The 431-nt window shown below is 68.7% G+C and carries 1 pseudogene; it reads left to right on the top strand.

Going from position 1 to position 431, the window contains the following annotated elements:
• A pseudogene (locus DBR34_RS24520) lies at positions 1-407 on the top strand (endonuclease domain-containing protein); the annotation flags it as partial.
• Positions 408-431: the final 24 nt, after the last annotated feature.

The following is a 431-nucleotide window of genomic DNA, read 5'->3' as shown; positions in this document are numbered from 1 at the left end:
TCCTGGGCGAGCGCCCGGTGAACCGCTGGTGCGGGGTCTGCCCGAAGTGCCACTTCGTGTTCCTGGCGCTGGCCCCGTTCATGCCCAAGACCCGCCTGGTGGCGATCTTCGGCCGCAACCTGCTGGACGATCCGGAGCAGGCCGGCGGCTTCGATGCGCTGCTGGAATTCCAGGACCACAAGCCGTTCGAATGCGTGGGCGAAGGCCGCGAATCGCGCGCGGCGATGGCCACCCTGGCGGCGCGCCCGGAGTGGGCCGAAGATGCGCTGGTGAAGCGTTTCGTCAGCGAGATCCAGCCGCAGCTGGACAGCACCGAGCTGGGCATCGCGCCGTTGCTGGTGCTGGAAGGCGAGCACCGCATCCCGGCGTCGATCTGGGAGCGCCTGCGTGCGAATTTCGCAGCTTGAGGGCAAGCGCGTTGCGTTGTGGGG

Origin of the sequence: Stenotrophomonas sp. HMWF003 (genome assembly GCF_003061285.1) — a bacterium.
Taxonomy (GTDB): domain Bacteria; phylum Pseudomonadota; class Gammaproteobacteria; order Xanthomonadales; family Xanthomonadaceae; genus Stenotrophomonas; species Stenotrophomonas maltophilia_AP.
The sequence above is the reverse complement of the archived record's forward strand: the minus strand, read 5'-3'. Positions and strand labels throughout refer to the sequence as shown.